At 74.6% G+C, this 19384-nt stretch carries 12 protein-coding genes; 6 read left to right on the top strand and 6 right to left on the bottom strand.

Annotated features, from left to right (window positions below; translation table 11 throughout):
* The first annotated feature begins 172 nt into the window (after positions 1 to 172).
* Positions 173 to 367 (top strand): hypothetical protein, encoded by a 195-nt coding sequence (locus ACZ45Z_RS04050; protein WP_468355722.1) that lies wholly within the window; start codon positions 173 to 175, stop codon positions 365 to 367.
* A 114-nt stretch (positions 368 to 481) separates the two neighbouring features.
* Here ACZ45Z_RS04050 and ACZ45Z_RS04045 read toward each other — a convergent pair whose 3' ends face one another.
* From ACZ45Z_RS04045 to ACZ45Z_RS04030, 4 genes are all read right to left on the bottom strand, one after another.
* The gene (locus ACZ45Z_RS04045; protein WP_468355719.1) at positions 482 to 1324 is read right to left on the bottom strand and encodes a hypothetical protein; all 843 of its coding nucleotides are present in this window, start codon (positions 1322 to 1324) and stop codon (positions 482 to 484) included.
* Between the two features lie 311 nt (positions 1325 to 1635).
* Positions 1636 to 2742, bottom strand: a complete 1107-nt coding sequence (prfB, locus tag ACZ45Z_RS04040; RefSeq protein WP_468355715.1) for a peptide chain release factor 2 — start codon at positions 2740 to 2742, stop codon at positions 1636 to 1638.
* A gap of 136 nt (positions 2743 to 2878) precedes the next feature.
* Positions 2879 to 4276, bottom strand: a complete 1398-nt coding sequence (locus ACZ45Z_RS04035; protein ID WP_468355712.1) for a serine/threonine-protein kinase — start codon at positions 4274 to 4276, stop codon at positions 2879 to 2881.
* A gap of 192 nt (positions 4277 to 4468) precedes the next feature.
* Positions 4469 to 6094 carry a serine/threonine-protein kinase gene (locus tag ACZ45Z_RS04030; RefSeq protein ID WP_468357315.1) on the bottom strand — a complete coding sequence of 542 codons (1626 nt, stop codon included), beginning with the start codon at positions 6092 to 6094 and terminating at the stop codon, positions 4469 to 4471.
* 510 nt (positions 6095 to 6604) lie between these two features.
* Between ACZ45Z_RS04030 and ACZ45Z_RS04025 the strand changes: the two genes are divergently transcribed.
* The 5 genes from ACZ45Z_RS04025 (at position 6605) to ACZ45Z_RS04005 (ending at position 16093) form a co-directional block, all read left to right on the top strand.
* The gene (locus tag ACZ45Z_RS04025; RefSeq protein ID WP_468357312.1) at positions 6605 to 11014 is read left to right on the top strand and encodes an FtsK/SpoIIIE domain-containing protein; all 4410 of its coding nucleotides are present in this window, start codon (positions 6605 to 6607) and stop codon (positions 11012 to 11014) included.
* Between the two features lie 216 nt (positions 11015 to 11230).
* Positions 11231 to 12664: an ABC transporter substrate-binding protein gene (locus ACZ45Z_RS04020; protein ID WP_468355709.1), complete on the top strand. Its 1434-nt coding sequence runs from the start codon at positions 11231 to 11233 to the stop codon at positions 12662 to 12664.
* Positions 12665 to 12701: 37 nt separating this feature from the next.
* The gene (locus tag ACZ45Z_RS04015; RefSeq protein WP_468355706.1) at positions 12702 to 14063 is read left to right on the top strand and encodes a carbohydrate ABC transporter permease; all 1362 of its coding nucleotides are present in this window, start codon (positions 12702 to 12704) and stop codon (positions 14061 to 14063) included.
* The gene (locus tag ACZ45Z_RS04010) at positions 14060 to 14941 is read left to right on the top strand and encodes a carbohydrate ABC transporter permease (RefSeq protein ID WP_468355703.1); all 882 of its coding nucleotides are present in this window, start codon (positions 14060 to 14062) and stop codon (positions 14939 to 14941) included. The genes ACZ45Z_RS04015 and ACZ45Z_RS04010 overlap by 4 nt, the downstream gene beginning before the upstream one ends.
* 204 nt (positions 14942 to 15145) lie before the next feature.
* Complete coding sequence (locus ACZ45Z_RS04005) at positions 15146 to 16093, top strand: class I SAM-dependent methyltransferase (RefSeq protein ID WP_468355700.1); 948 nt, start codon at positions 15146 to 15148, stop codon at positions 16091 to 16093.
* 67 nt (positions 16094 to 16160) lie between these two features.
* On the opposite strand, the gene ACZ45Z_RS04000 is transcribed toward ACZ45Z_RS04005, so the two are convergent.
* Together ACZ45Z_RS04000 and ACZ45Z_RS03995 are read right to left on the bottom strand one after the other, a co-directional pair.
* The gene (locus ACZ45Z_RS04000) at positions 16161 to 16853 is read right to left on the bottom strand and encodes a class I SAM-dependent methyltransferase (protein ID WP_468355697.1); all 693 of its coding nucleotides are present in this window, start codon (positions 16851 to 16853) and stop codon (positions 16161 to 16163) included.
* A gap of 90 nt (positions 16854 to 16943) precedes the next feature.
* On the bottom strand, positions 16944 to 19259 hold the full coding sequence (locus tag ACZ45Z_RS03995) for a bifunctional glycosyltransferase/CDP-glycerol:glycerophosphate glycerophosphotransferase (protein WP_468355694.1): 2316 nt from the start codon (positions 19257 to 19259) through the stop codon (positions 16944 to 16946).
* Between the last annotated feature and the right edge of the window lie 125 nt (positions 19260 to 19384).

The following is a 19384-nucleotide window of genomic DNA, read 5'->3' as shown; positions in this document are numbered from 1 at the left end:
ACCTCACGCGGCGGCGCAGTCGCCGTCAGGGGTTGGTGCGTTTATTCACGACACCTACGGGACAAAAGGAGCACAAACTGGCGGGGCGCGCCGTTCCGCCACGGACCTGGCACAGTGGTAGGGGGAACCAATGCGCCTTCCGGTGCGTTGGCGCGGTGAAGAAGGAGGTCGCATGACGTACGACCGATTGGTGTGCGCCAACTGCGCGGCCCCTGTGAGCGAGGGCCGCTGCCCCGTGTGCCGGGCGAGCAGGCAACGGCTCCAGCAGCAAGCGGGCGGCATGTTCGCCCAGCTCAACCCCGTGATGCTGGTGGCCCTGCTGATCGCGCTGATAGCGGTCACCCTGCTGATCGAACACGCGGTGTGACGACGCTCGGGCGCCGGGGTGCGCGCCGGTAAGGCTGGGGACAGCCTTTGAGACACCAAAGGGCCCGGGGCGCTGGCTGCGCTCCGGGCCCTCGTCGTCGTGCGGGTGTCAGCGTCAGGCCGCGGCCGCGCCGCCACCGTTCTTGTTGATGAGGCGGGGCAGCAGGCGGAAGCCCACACCGCCCGCGATCATCGTCGCCGCGCCGATCAGCAGGACGGTCGTGCCGGAGGAACCGGTCTCGGCCAGCTCCCCGCCCTTGGCCTGCTGCTTGGCCTGGCCGGGCGTGTCAGCGATCTGCTCCTTGCCCTGGCCCGGCTGCTCGATGGGCTTGGTGTTCTCGTTGTCGGTGCCGGTGCCGTCGCCACCGGTGGTGCTGCCACCACCGCTGTTGCCGCCGGAGGTGCTGCCACCACCGCTGTCGCCGCCACCGGAGTTGCCGCCGGAGCTGTTTCCGCCGGAGCTGTCGCCGCCGGAGTTGCCGCCGGAGCTGTTGCCACCGCTGGTGTCGGTGCCACCGTCGTTGCCACCGCCGACGCTGCCGCCGGAGTCGTCGCCACCGATGGCGCCGCCGTCGGCGTCACCGCCGCCGATGCCGCCGGTGTCGCCACCGGTGTCACCGCCGATGTCACCGCCGCCGATGTCGCTTCCGCCGATGTCACTGCCGCCGGTGTCGGCGCCGCCGATGCCACCGATCTCGCCGCCGGTGTCACCACCGGAGTCACCGCCGGTGTCACCACCGGTGTCACCGCCCGTGTCGCCACCGGTGTCACCACCGGAGTCGCCACCGCCGAAGACACCGCCGATGATCTCCAGGCCGCCGATGACGCCGCCGTCCTGCTGCGACGTCTCTCCAGCGGTGGCCGCCGAAGCGGCACCGGCCGCGGTCAGCGACGCTCCGGCCGCGATCACCGCGCCGGCAGCGATGCGCGCTACGCGCAGCCGCGTCTTCTTCTTCATGTGCTGCTACCCCCAGTAGCTGAACTCGTCATTGGAGCATCTCTGCGCGGGGCGACGGCCGATGGGGGCAGCGAGTTACGGCCCCGCAACTGCGGGCAGGCCACTCATCTCCCCGTTCACACACGCGCCCCGGACATACGCATGCCGCGCCCACCCTTCCCAGTTCTCCCAACATCGTCAAGGTCGAATAAAGACTCGATGCCCGAATTGCTGGGAGTTGGGGGATACATGGACGTACGACTGTGACCAAACCGCCACAACGAAAAACAACTGCCCTCCGAAGAGCGGCAGTTGTTTTCCGGCGAAAAGCGTTACTTCTCCTGCTGCTTGCGCCAGCGGATACCGGCCTCCAGGAAGCCGTCGATGTCGCCGTCCAGCACCGCGGTGGGGTTGCCGACCTCGTACTCGGTCCGCAGGTCCTTGACCATCTGGTAGGGGTGCAGGACGTACGAACGCATCTGGTTGCCCCAGGAGTTCCCGCCGTCGCCCTTGAGCGCGTCCATCTTGGCCTGCTCCTCCTGGCGGCGGCGCTCAAGGAGCTTGGCCTGGAGGACGTTCATCGCGGACGCCTTGTTCTGGATCTGCGAGCGTTCGTTCTGGCACGAGACGACGATGCCGGTCGGAAGGTGCGTCAGGCGCACCGCGGAGTCGGTGGTGTTGACGCCCTGGCCGCCGGGGCCGGAGGAGCGGTAGACGTCCACCCGCAGCTCGGACTCGTCGATCTCGATGTGGTCGGTCTTCTCGACCACGGGCAGCACCTCGACGCCCGCGAACGAGGTCTGGCGGCGGCCCTGGTTGTCGAACGGCGAGATGCGCACCAGGCGGTGCGTGCCCTGCTCGACCGACAGCGTGCCGTAGGCGTACGGCACCTGGATGGCGAAGGTGGTCGACTTGATGCCGGCCTCTTCGGCGTACGACGTCTCGTACAGCTCGGTTTTGTAGCCGTGCCGCTCGGCCCAGCGCAGATACATCCGCTGGAGCTTCTCGGCGAAGTCGGCCGCGTCCACGCCGCCGGCCTCGGCCCGGATGTTCACCAGCGCCTCGCGGGCGTCGTACTCGCCCGACAGCAGGGTGCGGACCTCCAGCTCGTCCACCGCCTTGCGGACGGACGCCAGCTCCGCCTCGGCCTCGGCGCGGGCCTCCTCGTCGCCCTCGTCCTCGGCCATCTCGAAGAGCAGCTCGAGGTCATCGACCCGGCTGCGCAGTTCCTCGGCCCGGCGCACCTGGCCCTGGAGGTAGGAGAGACGGCTGGTGATCTTCTGCGCGCTCTCCGGGTCGTCCCACAGGGACGGCGCCGCGGCCTGCTCCTCGAGCACGGCGACATCGGCCCTCATCTTGTCGAGGTCCAGGACGGCCTCGATCGACCCCATGGTCGAGGAGAGGGACTTCAGCTCTTCGGATACATCGACGACTGCCACGCACCCAGCCTAACGGCTGGCGCCGACAGTGTGGCCCGGCCCCGGCGGGACGGGCCGGGACGGCCCCGGCCGACCGCCGCCGGAACGCCGCGAGACCGGCGTCGGGCCGCCCTCGGCAGCCCTGGCGGGAAGCCGGTCAGGGAGCGCTCCGACTTGGGGCGTCGAGGCCGGGATCGTCCTGGCCGGGGGCGTCCTGACCTGGGGCGTTCGGTTCCGGGGCGGCCGGGCCCGGCCGGTGGACGCCCGGTCCGGCGTCGCCCGGCTCGTCGCCGCCCGAGGCCAGCCAGCCGCCCAGCCCGGCCGCCACCACCAGCGCCGCGGCGGCCGCGCCGAGCCGGATCCGGCGGCGGCGCAGCGCCTCGGCCGACGCGCGGTGGCGGGCCGAGCCGGCCCGGCGCTCACCGGCGACCCGGGGAGCGCGCGCGGTGCCGTGCGCGCCGCCCGCCAGCTCGTCGGGGCCCGGGACGCGCATGCTGGTGTGCGTCTCGCGGTTGGAGTCGGGCACCGCGCCCTGGACGAGGGGGACCGCGCCGCGCGGCGGGGTGTCGTCCCCCGCCGACGGCGGGTAAAGCGTTTCCTCGCGGCCCCCGGGGGACGGTGCCGCGTCCTGGCCCGCCCGCTCGTCGTCGCCGTCCTCGTCGTCCGGCTCGTCGATGTCCAGCGGCGGGATGCCCGCCAGCGCCGGGAGCATCTCGCGCAGCCGGGCGGCCAGCTCCGGGGCGCGCAGCCGGGAGGCGGGCGCCTTGGCCAGGCACTGGAGCAGTAGCTGCCACAGCTCGTCGGGGATGCCGGGCAGCGGCGCGACGCTCTCGGTGACGTGGCGGCGCAGCACGGCGCCGGGGTGACCGCCGCCGAAGGGCGTGAAGCCCGCCAGGAGCTCGTACAGGACGGTCGCCAGCGCGTAGACGTCGACGGAGGCGCGCGGCGGCAGGCCCTCGATGATCTCCGGGGCGAGGTAGTCGGGGGTGCCGATGACCTTCGTCGGGCGGAGCGAGAGGGGGCTCCCCCCGGCCGGGGGCTGGGGGAGGGTCCTGCGCGGCGAGTCGACGAGGCGGGCGATGCCGAAGTCGGTGAGGAGCGCGGGGTGCGCGCCACCGGGGCCGAGAGGGCCCTGCATGTCCAGCAGGACGTTCTCGGGCTTGACGTCCCGGTGCACGATCCGGGCGGCGTGCGCGGCGGCGAGCCCGTCGGCGACGTCGGCGGCGATGGCCACGGCGGCCTCGGGGGCCATCCGGCGCTCGCGCTCCAGGCGGGTGCGCAGGTCGGTGCCGCGGACGAGGTCCATGACCAGCGCCAGGTCGTTGCCGTCGACGACGAGGTCGCGGACGCCGACGACACGGGGGTGGTCCAGGCTCAGCAGCGCCGTACGCTCCTGCACGAAGCGGCCGACGAGCTCCTGGTCGGAGGCGAGGTCCTCACGCAACAGCTTGATGGCCACGGCCCCTTCGGGACCCTCGCCCAGCCATACCGTGCCCGCACTGCCGCGCCCCAGGATCTGGTGGGCGGTGTACCGGCTGCCGATCTTCCGTGCCAAGACTGCTCCGACGTGTCGGGCCCCCGGGCGTCCCGCGGGGGCTGAGGTTGGCGTCAAAGCTACGCGGGTGCCAGGGGGTTCAGTGCCCCGGACGGCGGCAACCTTCACTTCTGTACAGGAAATCGCCCGTGAGAAGTCGACAAATCCACGAAGTCGCGGACGGCGGCGGCCGGCGCGGGCCGGCCGGCCGCGCTACTTGGAGATTTTCTGGACGAAGTCCTGCACCTGGCCGAAGACGTCCCCGATCTGCGCGAAGAAGCCCTTCGTGGTGCCGATCCACTCCTGAAGCGGAGTCAGTTCCCACACCAGCCAGCTCGCCACGAACAGTATGAGCACGGTGAACAGGCAGCCCTTGAGACAGCCCAGACCCGGGATGCGCATCGGGTTGGCGCCGCGTTGACGCGGTTCGCGGCGCGGCCGCGGTTCGGGGGCCGGCGGGCGCTGCGGTTCGTAGCGGCGCGGCGGCGGCTCCTGGCGGCGCTGCGGGGCCTGCGGCTGCTGCTGGGCGTACGGCACCGGCGCGGGTCCGCCGTACTGCTGTTGCTGCTGGGGCCGCTGCTGCGGGGCGGCCGGGCGGCGCTGCGGACGGCGGCGCAGCGGGTCGTCCTGCGGGTCCAGATACTGCACCTGGGTCTGTTCGTTGCGGTCGCGGGCGGCGCGCATCTGGGACTCCCAGGGATGCGGCCCGTCCGGCTCCCGCGGTCCGCCGCCGGGCGCGCCCTGGGGCATCGGCGGCATGGCGCGGGTCGGGTCGGCGTCCGGTCCGCCGGTGGCCGGCAGGACGCTGGTGGCGGCGGCCGGGTCGTAGGAGCCGGCGTTCGAGGGGAGCACCTGGGTGGGGTCGGCGTCGCCGCCCCGGCCGCCGTCGGTGCCGGTGCCGGTGCCGGGGACGGTGGCGGGCGCCGGGTCGGGGGCGAGCAGCGCGGCGACGCCCAGCGCGGCCTCGGCCTGGGCCGGGGTGGCGTGCACTCCGACGCCGGCCGCGACGGTGCGCAGCGCGCGGGCGAGGTTGCCGGCGCCGGGCCGCTCCTCGGGACGCTTGCGCAGGCAGCGCTCGATGACCGTCCACAGCGGCTCGGGCACCGTGCTGGGGCGGCGCGGTTCCTCGCTGAGGTGGCGGTGCAGCACCTCCAGGGCGGTCGAGCCGGCGAACGGCGGGCGGCCGGTGACCAGCTCGTACAGCAGGATGCCGGCGCCGTAGATGTCCACGGCGGAGGTCTGCGGGCGGCCCTCGGCGGACTCCGGCGCGACATAGGCGGGGGTGCCGACGAACTCGTGGGTGCGGGTCAGGCCCGGGGAGTCGGCGAGGCGGGCGATGCCGAAGTCGGTCAGCATCGGGTGCATCTCGTCGCCGGAGTCCGACCCGGCGAGCAGGACGTTGGCGGGCTTGAGGTCGCGGTGCACGACGCCGTCGGCGTGGCTGGCGGCCAACGCGTCGGCGATCTGGGCGGTCAACAGGGAGGCGGCCACCGGGCTGAAGGGGCCGTTGTCCCGCAGGTAGCGGTGCAGGTCGGGGCCGTCGACCAGATCCATCACGAGGGCGAGCAGATCGCCCTCGACGACGAGGTCGCGGGTCCTGACGATGTTGGGGTGGGTGAGGCGCAACAGGACGGAGCGCTCCCGCAGGAAGCGCATCACCACGTCCGCGTCGTGCGCCAGCTCCTCCTTGAGGACCTTGATCGCGACCGTCTCACCGGGCTGTCCGGCCACGGCGGCCTCGGCGCCCGCCGCCTCCCGCTGGCGCGCACGCCAGACGGTGCCCGTGGCGCCGCGTCCCAGCGGTTCCTCGAGCAGGTACTTGCTGCCTACCGGCCGCACGTCATGCGCTCCCTGGTCGTGGTCGTTGCTCTGCCTGGCCCGCAGGGTCAGCTCGCGGCCCGTCCGCCCCACTGTAATGCCGACCCCCACGCTCCACGGCTCGGCGACCGGGGCGGGGCTCGGGGGGAAGACGCGGGTGGGGGACGGATGGTTGCCCCGGTCGGCCGGGGCGGCGGTGCTCCCCCGTCGTTCGGCGGGGGCCCGGAACCGCGCGTCGGGGGCCCGGACGCTTCCGCGACTGATCACAACGGTCTAAAACAGGCCGTTCGACGCGCGTAAGCAGGCGGTTTTTCGCCTGGCGAGGACCAATCAAGATCACTGATTGGCGGTCGGCGGGCGTGTTGTCAGTGGCAGGTGCGAGGATGCATCCAGCACGCATGCGGTGGGGGCGCGCGCTCCTTCTCGCGACGTGCTGGATGAGTGAGTCCGAAGTGCCGACGTGCTCGGGTGCGGTGGGGGAGCGAGCGGAGCCCCTGCCGGATTCCCCGGCAGAAGGGACCGTTGACGGCGATGCAGATCCGGCTGACCGTCCTCGGGCCGCGCAGCGGCCACACCACCCGGGCCTGCGACGTGCTCGTGACGGCCCCCGCCGGGACGGCCCTGGCCTCGGTGGCCGGTGCGCTCGCGGCGTCCGTGGCCGGCGCGGGCGCGGATGCCGGCGGCGGCTCCGGTGGTCCCGTGGTGCTGTACGCGGGGACCGAGCGGCTCGATCCGCAGCGTGCGGCGATCGGTGAGCCACCGCTGATCGACGGCGCGGTGCTCTCCCTCCAGGGCCCTGGCCCCTCCCCCGCGCACGGCCTGCCGCACGGGCAGGCGCGGCTGCGCGTGATCTCCGGGCCCGACGCCGGCGGTGTCCATCTGCTGCACGGCGGCCAGATCCGTATCGGCCGCTCCGCCGACGCCGACGTGCCCCTCGACGACCCCGACGTGTCCCGGCTGCACTGCGCGGTGACCGTCGCGCCGGACGGTGCGGTATCCGTCGCCGACCTGCGCTCCACGAACGGCACCGCCGTCGACGGCACCGAACTGGGCGAAGCCCCCGCCCCACTGCGCCCCGGCGCCCTCCTCCGCATCGGCGAATCCGCCCTGTCCCTCCAGACCTCCCGCACCACCCCCGACCCCGCCCTGACCGCCACCCCGGACGGCGAGGGTCACCTACGGGTGGCCCCGGCGGGAACGGGGGCCGGGGAGGGCGGACCGGACGCGGCGGGCGGCCCGGCGGCGGGCTCGGGGGCGGGATCCGGCCTTTTGGCGGGGCCCGGTGGGGTGGCGGGTTCCGGCCCGGTAGCGGGCTCCGGCCCTGCGGCGGGATCGGGGCATGCGGCGGGCTCCGGCCATGCGGCTGGATCGGGCGCGGCGGGGTCCGGTGCGGTTGCGGGGTCCGGCCCGGCGGGCCCGGGTGCCGTGCGGCCCGGCGGGGGCGCGAGTGGCGTGGACGGCGGGTGGCCGACTGCGGGCGGTGCGGCGGGCCCCGGTGCGGGTCCGGCCTCCGGCGCGGCGGCGGACCCTCGCGCGGCGCGGCCGGGCGGGGACGCGGGCGATCCGGACGGCGAGTGGCCGGCTGCGGGCGGTGCGGACGGCTGCCCGGCCGGAATTCCCGCACCGGCGGGGCCGAGATCCTCCCCGGCGGACGGCGGCGCCGAGCGATGGCCCGCGCCGGAATCCGGGCGACCGGGCGGGTACGACTCCGAGGGTGCGCGCGCCACTTGGGCTGGTGCGGTCGGCGCCGGTGGCCGGGCGGAGCAGCCGGGTGAGGCATCCGCGCGGGGTGCCGGGGACGGTGCGTATGAGGTCTTCGATGCCTATGGCACCGCCCCGGATGGGGCGGTGGGCGACGGCCATGCGGGCCGTCGGCGGACGGGCTCCGGCCCGGAAGGCCGGGACGCGGCGGGTTCGGCGGCCTTCCCCGCGCACCCGGCGGCCGGTGGCACGGCCCGCCGGGAGACGCCTCTACGGGGCACGCCCACCTCCGCCGCAGGGCCGTGGCCCGAAGCCGTGGGCTCGTACGCCCCCGAGGCGCCCGGCGCGGCCTTCCTCGACGACGCCGATACCGACCGCCCGGTCCCCGGGGCCCGGGGCGCCTCCTCGGGACCGGCGCGGACCGGCGGCGCGGACCGCCCCGGTACGCCGTACGCCGGGCAGGCATCCGGCCAGCGGGAAGACCGATCGCAGGCGTATGGCCGGCCGGGCCATGACCGGGGGCAGGACGCCCCGCACGACAACCCGCAGGGGCACGCCCGCCCGGCACACGACCACTGGCAGGACGACCCCCGGCAGGACGACCTCGGGTACGCCGGGCCGGGACACGACCAGGGGCAAGGCGGATCACAGGGGCAGGGGCAGGGACACCTCCGGCCCCACCACGACCAGCGGCACGACAATCCGCTCGACAACCCGCAAGGGCACGCCCGCCCGGCACACGACCCCCGGCAGGACGCTCGGCAGGACGACCCGCAAGGGCACATCCGCCCGGATCACGATCGATTCGGCGCGCCCCGGCAGCCGTACGCGTCCTCGCGGCCGTACGCCCCCCAGGCGGGCGCGGCGGACGCCGACGCCGGCCGCGGTGTCGCCCAGGGGCTCGGTCCCGGCGGGCGGGAGCGGTTCGAGGGTGGCGGGCCGGACGGGACGCACGGCGGGCAGCGGGAGTTGGCGCCGCCGGAGGGGGCGGCGCGCAAAGGCCGGCGGGGCGGCATCGGGGCCTGGGCGCGGCGGCTGGCCGGTGGCCGGCCCGCGGTGGCGGACGCGCCGGGGACGGTGGCGGAGCCGGTCGCGGACCGGGCGGGCGAGCGGGCCGGCGCGTCGCCGTCCCGCACGGCCGCCGGCGCCGGGGAGGCGCCCGCCGAGCCGCACGGCCCGTCCGATCACGAACGCTGGCCGGACGCCGCCGCGATCCTGCTGACGGCGCTCGGCCCCGGTCCCCGCCTGTGGGAGCGCGGCACCGGCCATCCCGACGCACTGACGGTCCGGCTGGGCACGGCGGCCAGGGACGGCGGGCGCCGGGCCGTCCCCGTCACCGTCGACCTGCGCCGGGCCGGCGCCCTGGGCCTGGCCGGGCCGCGTGCCCGGCTGGCCGGCCTCACCCGCTCCGCCGTCGCCCAGCTCGCCGCCCTGCACTCCCCCGGCGCACTGGAGATCGTGCTGATCAGCGCGGACCGTGCGCGCCCCGTCGAGGAGCGGGTGGCGGACTGGGCCTGGCTCGGCTGGCTGCCGCAGGTCCGCCCGGCCCACGGCCAGGACTGCCGGCTGCTGCTGGCCTACGACAAGGACCAGGCCGCGGCCCGCACCTCCGAGCTGGTGCGCCGGCTGGACGACGGTCCGCTGGGGCCGGGCTGGGCCAGTGCCGACCGCGCCGAGGTCGCCGCCGTGGCCGCCCGCCACCGCGGCCCGTACACCGTCGTGATCGTGGACGGCGACCCCGGCTCGTCGGCGCTGCGGGAGACCGCCGCCCGGCTCGCGTCCGGCGGCCCGGCGGCCGGCATCCATCTCCTGTGCCTGGCCGAGACCCCCGCCGCTTCGCCCGTCTTCCCGCTGGCCGCGACGTACGAGGCGGCGCGGGCCGCGTCGCCCGCGTTCGGCGAGTGCGGGGCGGTGGCCGTCCTCAGCGGTGACGTCGCCACGGCGCTGCGCGTCGTCCAGCCCGGTTCCGGGCCGAACGGCACCGTCGCGGCGGTGGACGCGGTCTCCGGCGCCTGGGCCGAGCGGTTCGCCCGGGCGCTGGCGCCGCTGCGCGAGGCCGACGCGACGGCCACCGTCGGCGGTCTCCGGGTCCACCGGGCCGCCGTCCCGCTGCCCGACTCCGCCCGCCTACTGGACGAGTTGGGTCTGGCGCGGGCCACCCCGGCGTCCCTGATGGCGCGGTGGGCCGCCGCCATGGACGGCGACCGGCCGGGCGCCGCCGCCGTGCTGGGTGCCGGCCCGCACGGCCCGCTGTGCGCCGACCTCGCCGCCGACGGCACGCATCTGCTGCTGGCGGGCGCGGCGGCCACCGGCAAGACGGAGCTGCTGCGTTCGCTGGCCGCCTCGCTGGCCGCCGCGGACCGGCCCGACCTGCTGTCGATGGTGCTGGTGGACGGCGGCGGCAGCGAGCGCGGCGAGGGGCTGCGGGTCTGTACGGACCTGCCGCACGTCACGACGTATCTGGCCGCTTCGGACCCGGTGCGGATGCGGGAGTTCGCGCAGGCGCTGTCCTCCGAGCTGAAGCGGCGCGCGGAAATACTGGCCGGGACGCCGTTCGCCGAATGGCGGGCCCGGCATCTGCCGGCGCCGCGGATCATCGCGCCCCGGCGGACGACGGAGGGCACGAGCGGCGCCGCGGCCGGCGAGGCGGACCCGTCCACGACGGGGACGCTGCGGCTGCGAGCGCGCAGCGCGGCCGGGTCTACAGCCGGTGCGGCGGCGGCGCCGATGCCGCGGCTGTTCGTGCTGGTCGACGACTTCGACGCGCTGGTCTCCCCGGCGCTGGGCAGCACCGGGCGGCCGGCCGCCGGGTCCGTGGTGCGGGCGCTGGAGGCGGTGGCCCGCGACGGCGTGGCGCTCGGGGTGCATCTCATCGCGGCGACCGGCCATCCGGAGCGTACGGCCGACACCGCGACGAGCGAACGGGCGGGTCTGCGCGTGGTGTTGGGCCCGTCCGGCGATCCGGCCGAGCCGGTGCCGCCGGGCCGCGGGCGGCTGCACCGCGCGGAGGACGGCTCCTCGACGCCGTTCCAGGCGGGCCGGGTGACCGGACGGATACCCCGCACCTCCACTCTGCGGCCGACGGTCGTGCCACTGGAGTGGCAGCGGATGGGTGATCCGCCGGCCCGGCGGCCGCTGCGCGAGCTGGGCAACGGCCCGACGGACCTGGCGCTGCTGGCCAGCGCGTTGCAGCGGGCCGCCCAGTCCTCGGAAGCGGCCGCGGCGCCGCCCTTGCTGTGAGCCGGGGCGGCGCGGACGGCCGCCCGCCCGCGCCGCTCCCCCGGGCGGTGGCCGCCCCGGCGCCGCGACCGCCCGTAACAGCCCGATCACAAAAGGCGAGTTGACACCCGACGCGCTATTGCGGCCCCCGGGATCCGGGCGTAGGACTGTCGCACACACGGCACCACCGCCAGGCACCACCGGCACGGCAGGCGCGGCGATAAGGGGCTCACGGGGATGCGCACACGACTCGACGGCGCGAAGACCACCGACACCAGCGGCACCACTCACTTCACCGGCAGCACGCCCGGCGGGAGGCCACCGCGCGGCAGGCGGCGCGCGGTGACGACCGCCCTGGCGGCGACCGCCGTCCTGGCCCTGGCCGTGTCGGCCTGCGGCGGCGGAGGCGCGAAGGGCGGCGGGGGCGGCAAGGGGGGCGGCACCGCACCCACGGTCCAACTCCCCCGGCTCGGCGGCCAGAAGCTTCAGGTCACCGCGGTGTGGACGGGCGCCGAGCGGGAGAACTTCGGCAAGGTCCTCGACGAGTTCGAAAGGCGCACCGGCGCCACGGTCGACTTCGTGCCCAGCGGCGACGACATGGCCGGTTTCGTCGGCTCGAAGATCGCCGGTGGCGGCCCGCCGGACATCGCGATGCTCCAACAGGTGGGTGTGCTGGGCGAGTTCGCCGAGAAGGGCTGGCTCAAGCCGCTCGGCGCGACCGCCAAGGCCCAGCTCGCCAAGAACTACACCCCGGGCTGGCGCGACCTCGGCGCGCACAAGGGCACCCCGTACGGCGTCTATTTCAAGGCCAGCAACAAGTCGCTGGTCTGGTACAACACGCAGGCGTTCGAGAACGCCGGCGCGGTGGAGCCCAAGACGTGGGGGGACTTCCTGAAGACGGCGCGGACGCTGTCGGAGTCGGGCGTCGAGCCGGTGTCGGTCGGCGGTTCGGACGGCTGGACGCTGACGGACTGGTTCGAGAACGTCTATCTCTCCCAGGCGGGGCCCGAGAAGTACGACCAACTGGCCCGGCACAAGATCAAGTGGACCGATCCGTCCGTCAAGCGGGCGCTGACCACGCTCGGGCAGCTCTTCGGGCAGAAGGACCTGCTCGCCGGCGGCAACGCCGGGGCCCTGCAGACCGACTTCCCGACCTCGGTGACCCAGACCTTCAGCGGTGACACGCCCAAGGCCGCGATGGTCTCCTCCGCCGACTTCGCCGCCGCCAGCATCACCCAGACCAAGGCGGCGATCGGCACCGACGCCAAGGTCTTCCCGTTCCCGGCGGTGGGCGCCAAGTCCCCGGTGGTGACCGGTGGGGACGTGGCGGTGGCGCTGAAGGACGGCAAGGCGGCGCAGGCGCTGCTGACGTTCCTGGCGTCGACGGACGCGGCGAAGATCTGGGCGCAGGCCGGCGGGTTCATCTCGCCGAACAAGGAGCTGGACCCGGCCGCGTACACCAATGACGTGATGCGGAAGATCGCCAAGGCGCTCACGGCGGCGGGCGACGACTTCCGCTTCGACATGTCCGACCAGGCGCCCGCCGGGTTCGGCGGCAAGCCGGGCCAGGGCGAGTGGAAGGACCTCCAGGACTTCCTGAAGAACCCCGAGGACATCGCGGGCACCCAGGCGCGGTTGGAGAAGGACGCCGCGAAGTCGTTCGGGCACTGACGCCGACCGCCTCGACCGGGACCGGGGGAGCGTGACGATGAGCGACGCACGCGGCACAAGAGACCTGAGCGACGTCATAGGCACCCGTAAGAGCGGCAAAGGCGGTGTGCTGGGCACACGGCCGTGGAGGGCGGCGGCGTTCCTGCTGCCGGCGCTGCTGCTGCTCGGCGCGCTGGTGGCCTATCCGATCGTGTTCTCCGTCTACCGCAGCCTCTTCGACGCCTCCGGCGACGGTTTCGTGGGGCTGGGCAACTACGGCGAGATGTTCTCGGACGAGGGCATCCGCACGGCGCTGAAGAACAACGTCATCTGGGTCGTGGTCGCGCCGACCGTCTCGACGGCCCTGGGGCTGATCTTCGCCGTGCTGACCGAGCGGATCCGCTGGGGCACCGCCTTCAAGCTGATCGTCTTCATGCCGATGGCGATTTCCATGCTGGCGGCGGGGATCATCTTCCGGCTGGTGTACGACCAGGATCCCGAGCGGGGGGTCGCGAACGCGGTGTGGGTCGGCGTGCACGACACGTTCGCCGATCCGGCGCCGTTCCCGGGCGCCAAGCCGCGGCCGAACGCGGACCTCGCGGCGTCCGGCGGCGGCGCGTTCACCACGAAGTCGGCCGTACGCGCCGGGGGTGCGGGGCGGGCGGCGGATCTGCCGCTGGTCGCCGTCCGGCCCGACGACCTGCGCGGCGCCCGGGCCGCGGCGGCGGCCGCCCCCCGCCAGGGGAAGATCACCGGCACCGTCTGGCTGGACTTCACCCGCGGGGGCGGCGGCCGGCCCGGCGTCATCGACCGCGGCGAGAAGGGGCTGGCCGGCCTGACGGTCGAGGCGGTCCAGGACGGCCGGGTCGTGGCGTCGGCGACCACCGCCGCCGACGGGACGTACGCGCTGCCCGCCGACCGGGCCGACGGCGCCCGGCTGCGGCTGCCCGCGGCGAACTTCGCCGCGGCCTACCGCGGCGTCGACTGGCTCGGCCCGGCGCTGGTCACCCCCGCCATCATCGGCTCCTACGTCTGGATGTGGGCCGGTTTCGCGATGGTGCTGATCGCGGCGGGGCTGGCGGCGGTGCCGCGCGAGCTGCTGGAGGCGGCGCGGGTGGACGGTGCCGGCGAGTGGCAGGTCTTCCGCCGGATCACCGTGCCGCTGCTGGCGCCCGTCCTGGTCGTCGTGCTGGTCACGCTCATGATCAATGTGCTGAAGATCTTCGACCTGGTCTACATCATCGCGCCGGGCTCCAGCGTCCGGTCCGCCAACGTGCTCGCCCTCCAGCTCTTCCAGTCGTCCTTCGGCACGGATGTCGACGAGGGCCTGGGCAGTGCCATCGCCGTCTTCCTGCTGCTGCTCGTGATGCCGGTGATGTACGTCAACCTCCGGCGCATACGGAAGGAGCGTCGCCGATGACCCCCGTGGACGGTGTCGTACGGGCCAGGCAGTCATGGGCGGCGCGGATCGCGGCGCGCAGCGGCGGCGGCGTTCTGCGGATCTTCCTGGTCCTGGTCGCCCTGTTCTGGCTGATGCCGACCCTCGGGCTATTGCTGTCCTCGCTGCGCGACGCGCGGCGGATCGGCGAGTCCGGCTGGTGGCGGGTCTTCGCCGAACCGGCCCAGATCACCTGGGACAACTACAGCCAGTTGCTGTCCAACGACAAGGTGATGGGTTCGCTGCTGACCACCGCGGCGATCACGGTTCCCACGACGGTGCTGGTGGTGGTCATCGGCTCGCTGGCCGGCTACGCCTTCGCCTGGATGGACTTCCCCGGGCGCGACGGCTGGTTCATGGTGGTCGTCGGGCTGCTGGTCGTGCCCGTCCAGGTGGCGCTGATCCCGGTGGCGAAGCTGTTCGGCGCGGTGGGGCTGTTCGAGACGACGGCCGGGGTGGTCCTCTTCCACACGGCCTTCGGTCTGCCCTTCGCGGTGTTCTTGCTGCGTAACTTTTTCGCGGAGATTCCCCGGGAGCTGCTGGAGGCGGCCCGGCTGGACGGGGCGGGCGAGTTGCGGCTGTTCACGCGGGTGGTGATGCCGCTGGGCGGGCCGGCCATCGCGTCGCTGGGGATCTTCCAGTTCCTGTGGGTGTGGAACGACATGCTGATCGCGCTGATCTTCGCGGACAGCGGCAGCCCGCCGATCACCGTGGCACTCCAGCAGGAGGTACGGCAGTTCGGCAGCAACATCGACGTGCTGGCACCCGGCGCGTTCGTGTCGATGGTCGTACCGCTGATCGTCTTCTTCGCCTTCCAGCGGCAGTTCGTCTCCGGGGTGATGGCCGGCGCGGTGAAGTAGCGGACGCGGTGGTGAGGCGGGGCGCGCGGGGCCCGGTGGTGCCGGGTTCCGCGCCATCTTCCGTTCACTTCCCCGGGCCTACGATGCCGGCGCCGGCGACCGAGCACTTTCCCTCGTGAAACGTGTGGTGCGAGTGAGGATCGTCAGCGAAACTTCGCACACCGCCCGAACGTGGATTCCCGACCGTCTGGAGACGGACCGCACATGACTGCCCTCACCGCAGACCAAAGTGCCGAACACCTCCCGCGCCCCACCCGGCTGTCCGAGGTGAAAGGCTGGTTCTTCACCGCCGACCAGCTCCTTTTCGACTGGTTCCTCGCCCACCAGGCGGACCGGTCGCTCCCCGGTGACCTGCTCGAACTGGGCGCGTACCTGGGCAAGAGCGCGATCTTCCTGGGGGCGCGGCTGCGCGCCGGCGAGCGCTTCACGGTCTGCGACCTGTTCGACTCGCCCGCCGAGGACGCCTCCAACTCCAAGGAGATGAAGAAGTCCTACGCGACGCTGACCCGTCGCGCCTTCGAGGCCAACTACCTCTCCTTCCACGAGGAGTTGCCCACCATCGTGCAGGGCCTGAGCTCGGTGGTCCGCGAGCATGTCGCCGACGACACGGTCCGCTTCGCTCATATCGACGCCTCGCATCTGTACGAGCACGTCCACGGCGACATCCTCGCGGTGCGCGAGCTGCTCACCACGGACGGGGTGGTCGTGCTGGACGACTACCGCGCCGAGCACTGCCCGGGCGTCGCCGCCGCCACCTGGCAGGCCGTGACGAACGAGGGCCTGCGCCCCATCTGCGTCACCGGCACCAAGTTCTACGGCACCTGGGGCGATCCCGGGCCCGTGCAGGCGGCGCTGCTGGAGTGGATCAAGGGCCGGGGGGACATCTGGCACGAGGTGCAGTACGTCAACGGCGCACCGCTGGTGCGGATCAGCGCCAAGGGCGCGGCCGAGCCGGCCCAGCCGGTCTCCCGGCACCGGCCGGCCGCACCCGCCCCGGAGCGCGCCGCGGCCCCAGAGCCGCGCGGGACGGCGGCCCGTCCGGCGCCCCGGCCGCCGCGCGGCGTCCTGCGCCGCCTCGCCCGCGAGGTGCTGCCGCCGGTCGTCACCAAGGCGCTCGTGGCGGCCCGCCGCAGGTCCCGGGCCCGCCGCTGAGGCCGGGCCGGGTGAGGTGCGCCGGCCCGCCCGGCCGCGGGCCCTGTCGTCAACTCCCGTCAAGGGCTCAGCGCGGCACCTGCCCGACCAGCACGAACACGTTGCGGCGCAGCAGCCGCCCGGCCGGGCGGGGCAGCGGGGAGGAGTAGGCGCGCCGTACGAGCAGGCCCGCGGATTCGGCGAAGGCGCGCAGCAGCCGGAAGTCGGTGAAGCGGGCCGGGGCGTCGCCGCCGCGGTGGCCGGCCTCCTGCGCGGTGATCAGCAGGACGCCGCCGCCCGGCCGTACGTACGGCAGATAGGCCCGCAGCAGCTCCTCGACCTGCTCGTCGTCCAGATGCTCCAGGACGTGGGCGCACAGCAGCGCGTCGAAACCGCCGGGTCGGGCGTGCGGGCCGGCGAGGAACGCGTCGGGGGTGTAGGCGGTCAGGCCGCGGTCCCGGCACAGTTGGACCGCCTGCGGGTCGTGGTCCACCCCGACGCTGCCGGGCGCGCAGCCGGCGAGGGTGTCCCCGGCCCCGCAGCCGATGTCGAGCACCCGTCCGGAGCCGATCCGCCGCAACTGCCGGCGGAAGGGGGTCCGGGCGAACGGGAGGCGGGCGCGGCCGGTGCGGCCTCGGGCCGGCAGGCGTGCGGTGGAGGCGGTGGGGGCGGCGGGCGCGGGGGCCGCCGGCCGGGTGTCGCCCGGGGCGGGGGCGCCGGGGGCGGGTTCGGCGCTCTGTGGGTCGTCGGTGGTGGCGGAGCTGTCGGATCGGCCGGGCATCGGGTGGCGGTCACCTTCCTGGGGGCACGGCGCGGGTGGGCGCCATGACGACAAACCAACGGGTCTACGGCATCAAGGGGCCCTGGGGCCTCACACTCCCGCGCCCAGCAGCCGGCTGTGCCGCTCCGCCTCGCGCGGGCTGGGCGCCACGGTCCGCTCGGCCACGGGCAGCGGCGGCAGCGGTTCGTCGTCGCCGAGGAAGACCCGGCGTACCACGCGCTCGGCGGCCTGTCCGTCGTCGTAGGGACAGAACCGCTCGCGGAAGGCGGCGCGCAGTTGGCCGGCGCGCGGGCCGTCCCAGCGGCCGGAGTGGAAGGCGTCGGCGATGGCGTCCTCGTCGGCGGCGATCACGCCCGGGGTGTCGCCCGGCTTGCCGGAGAGCAGGTCGAGGTAGACGCCGCGGGTGAGGCGGAAGGTCTCCCAGTCCGCGGAGTGCACCACGAGGGGCCGGTCCAGGCAGGCGTAGTCGAACATCAGCGAGGAGAAGTCGCAGAGCAGCGCGTCGGCGGCCAGGCACAGGTCCTCGACGCAGGGGTGGCGCGAGACGTCGAGGATCTTGCCGGCGTCCTGGAGGGCGGCGAGGCGGGCGTCCGTGCCGTACAACGGGTGGGTACGGACGAGAAGTTGGTGGCCGGGTCCGAGGTTGCGGCTGAGCCGTTCGAGGTCGAGCGGCGGGGTGGCGTCGCGGGTGTAGTCGCGGTGGGTGGGGGCGTAGAGGATCGCGGTGGTGCCGGGGGCGATGCCGAGGCGGGCGCGCAGCGTGCGGACGTCGTCGGCGGTGGCCGTGAAGTAGGCGTCGTTGCGCGGGTATCCGGTGGGCAGCGTTTCGTAGCCGCTGGGGTAGGCACGCTCCCACACCTCGCTGGAGTGCTGGTTGGCGCTGAGGCTGTAGTCCCACTGATCGGCGTGGTCCAGCAGCCGGGTGAAGCTGACGCCGGCCGCGGCGGCCGGGTAGCGCCGCAGGTCCATGCCCATGGTCTTCAGCGGCGTGCCGTGGTGGGTCTGGAGGAAGATCTGGTCGGGTCGCTTGTGCAGCGGGCCGCTGAACTCCGCGTTGTTGACGAGGTAGGTGGCGCGGGCCAGGACCTCCCAGTAGCGGCGGGAGCCGATCACGACATGGTCCACGCCGGCCGGCACGAAGGCCCGGTCGCGGGCCCGCACCGCCCACACGCCGTGCAGATGGGGGGCGATCTCGCGGGCCTTGCGGTAGACGGCGGCCGGGCTGCACCGCACGCCGCGACCGCCGTACGCGCCGTACAGGACGAGGTTCGGATCCAGTGGGCGGCGCAACTGGAGCCGGTAGTAGCGCTCGTAGGCGGTGCGGGTGGCGGCCTCGCGGTGGGTGCGCAGCCGGGCGGTGGCGCCGCGGCGCAGGACGTCGGCGCCGCGCAGTGAGCGGTAGCCGCCGTAGGAGCCGAGGCCGGCGGGCAGCGGGACGCCGAGCGGGCGGTGGCGGCGCAGGAGTTGGGCGGTGGCGCGGTGGAAGTCGGCGCGGTCGGCCGGGCGGATGCGGGCGCCGTCGTCCAGGATCGCCAGGAGGTGGCGGGCGGCCCGGTCGTAGAGCGCGGGGGCCAGGGTGGCGGCGTGCGGGTGCCGGGCGAGGCGGGTGAGGAGTTCGTCGTAGCGGTCGACGGCGATGAAGTGGTGGCGGCCGGGGGTGGTCGAGGCGCTGCCGCGGCGGCGCCTGCGCCAGGTGACGCAGACCCGGTCGAGCGTGGCGATCCGGCGGGCGCCGAGCAGCGTCTCGAAGGCGACGGGGAGGTCTTCGTAGGGGCCGTCGGCGAAGGCGAGGGACCGCTCGCGCCAGACGTCGCGGCGCACCGCGCGGTTCCAGGCGGCGGGCAGGACGGCCAAGACGCCGGGGCGTTCGGCGGCGGTGAAGACCTCGGCGCGGGCCGCCGATCCGGGCGCCGGGACCGTGGCGCGCGGCGCCGGCGCGGCCGTGCCGGCGCGCGGCCGGGTGCCGGCCAGGAACTTCCCGTCGCCGCTGGGCCGCACCCGCTCCCAGACGTCCGTCCGCTCGTGGTCCCACAGCAGGACGTCCGGGTCGCCGGTGGCGCGCAGCCGCCGGTCGATGGCGGCCAGGGCGTCCGGTGCGAGGGTGTCGTCGCCGTCGAGGAAGAGCAGGTAGTCGCCGCGGGCGCGGGCCGCCCCGGCGTTGCGGGCCGGGCCGGCGCCGCCCGGCCGGGGCAGGTGCAGGGCCACGACCCGGGAGTCGCGGTGGGCGTACTCGTCGATGATGGCCCCGCCCGCGTCCGTGGAGCAGTCGTCGACGGCGATCAGCTCCAGGTCCGTGAAGGGCTGGTCGAGGACGGATCTGAGGCAGCCGCGGAGGAATCCCTGCACGCTGCGGGCGGGGACGATGACGCTGAAGCGGGGCATGGCCATCCCGGTGGATCGAGGCACTCAAACAGCGGACGGACGCAGAGCGTAACCATGCGATGACGGTGTGTCGATCATCCGCCTCACCCTTTCAGCGCAGATCCGGTGACCGCGCCGCCGGTGGCGAGTTGAACGCCCCGTCCCGTCTC

Source organism: Streptomyces sp. NPDC031210 (assembly GCF_055570395.1).
Note: the sequence above shows the minus strand (reverse complement) of the source record. Positions and strands in the feature narration are given on the sequence as shown.

Bases quoted from the DNA above. Each gene is read 5' to 3' on its own strand.
- ACZ45Z_RS04050 (WP_468355722.1), top strand. From the start codon at position 173: ATGACGTACGACCGATTGGTGTGCGCCAACTGCGCGGCCCCTGTGAGC.
- ACZ45Z_RS04045 (WP_468355719.1), bottom strand. From the start codon at position 1,324: ATGAAGAAGAAGACGCGGCTGCGCGTAGCGCGCATCGCTGCCGGCGCG.
- ACZ45Z_RS04025 (WP_468357312.1), top strand. From the start codon at position 6,605: ATGCAGATCCGGCTGACCGTCCTCGGGCCGCGCAGCGGCCACACCACC.
- ACZ45Z_RS04020 (WP_468355709.1), top strand. From the start codon at position 11,231: ATGCGCACACGACTCGACGGCGCGAAGACCACCGACACCAGCGGCACC.
- ACZ45Z_RS04015 (WP_468355706.1), top strand. From the start codon at position 12,702: ATGAGCGACGCACGCGGCACAAGAGACCTGAGCGACGTCATAGGCACC.
- ACZ45Z_RS04010 (WP_468355703.1), top strand. From the start codon at position 14,060: ATGACCCCCGTGGACGGTGTCGTACGGGCCAGGCAGTCATGGGCGGCG.
- ACZ45Z_RS04005 (WP_468355700.1), top strand. From the start codon at position 15,146: ATGACTGCCCTCACCGCAGACCAAAGTGCCGAACACCTCCCGCGCCCC.
- ACZ45Z_RS04000 (WP_468355697.1), bottom strand. From the start codon at position 16,853: ATGCCCGGCCGATCCGACAGCTCCGCCACCACCGACGACCCACAGAGC.